At 75.6% G+C, this 398-nt stretch carries 1 protein-coding gene; it reads right to left on the reverse strand.

Annotation, left to right across the window (positions count from 1 at the left end):
- On the reverse strand, positions 1-398 hold a 398-nt coding region (locus tag E4T82_RS12610), incomplete at both ends, for a hypothetical protein (RefSeq protein WP_209304597.1).

Below are 398 nucleotides of genomic sequence, written 5' to 3' on the forward strand. Positions count from 1 at the left end.
GTAGTAGTCGTCGCGCACCTGCGCGAGGCGGCGCGGCACGTCGGGATGGTTCCAGTCGATGGGCAGGTAGAGCGCGCGGGCGGCGTCGCCGAGGGTCGCCTCGGGGTCGCGCAGGCAATCGTCGAAGAAACGCGCACAGGTGCAGTCGCCCCGGGCACGGCCCCGCAGGTCCATGGAGGCGCGGTGCACGATGCGGATCAGCGAGGCGGTCAGTCCGCCGCCCTCGCGCAGCAGGCGGGCGCCCACGGTTTCGGCAACCGTGGCGGGCCCCTGCGCCGGGTCGGCGGCCGCCCTGCCGAAGCGCCCCGCGCGGGCGTCGAACACGTGCACGTCCAGGCTGGCGCCCAGGCGGCGCGCCCGCTGCATGAGGTGGTAGGCCGATGCGAGGCCCATGGCCC

The sequence above is a fragment of the Streptococcus cuniculi genome, assembly GCF_004570575.1.
Taxonomy (GTDB): domain Bacteria; phylum Bacillota; class Bacilli; order Lactobacillales; family Streptococcaceae; genus Streptococcus; species Streptococcus cuniculi_A.